This window comes from Dorea sp. 210702-DFI.3.17, assembly GCF_020560825.1.
Taxonomy (GTDB): Bacteria; Bacillota; Clostridia; order Lachnospirales; family Lachnospiraceae; genus Dorea; species Dorea formicigenerans.
On record NZ_JAJCNB010000096.1, the window covers coordinates 1 to 364 of the forward strand.

Consider the following 364-nt stretch of genomic DNA (forward strand, 5'->3'; position numbering starts at 1 on the left):
AGGGCAAGACCTACTTTGCCATGCGTCTTGCGGCGGCTTGCACCAACCGAAAGCCTTTACCCGGTATGGAGACCCTTGAGCCTTTCAACATCATCTACCAGACCGCAGAGGACGGTCTGGGCGATACCGTCAAGCCCCGGCTGATGGAAGCAGACGCAGACCTTGAAAAAGTGCTTGTCATTGACGATAGAGACACACCACTGACCCTTGCCGATAAACGCATAGCAAGGGCAATCCGGGAAAACAACGCAAGGCTGGTTATCATTGACCCGGTACAGGCGTTTCTGGGCGCAGATGTGGACATGAACCGGGCAAACGAGGTGCGCCCGATATTCCGCAGTCTGGGAGACATTGCACAGGCTAC

The 364-nt window shown here is 55.5% G+C and carries 1 protein-coding gene; it reads left to right on the forward strand.

All coding sequences use genetic code 11. The features are described 5' to 3' along the window. Nucleotides 1–364 (forward strand): AAA family ATPase (locus LI149_RS15105; RefSeq protein ID WP_227143619.1); only part of this gene is annotated, 364 nt, incomplete at both ends.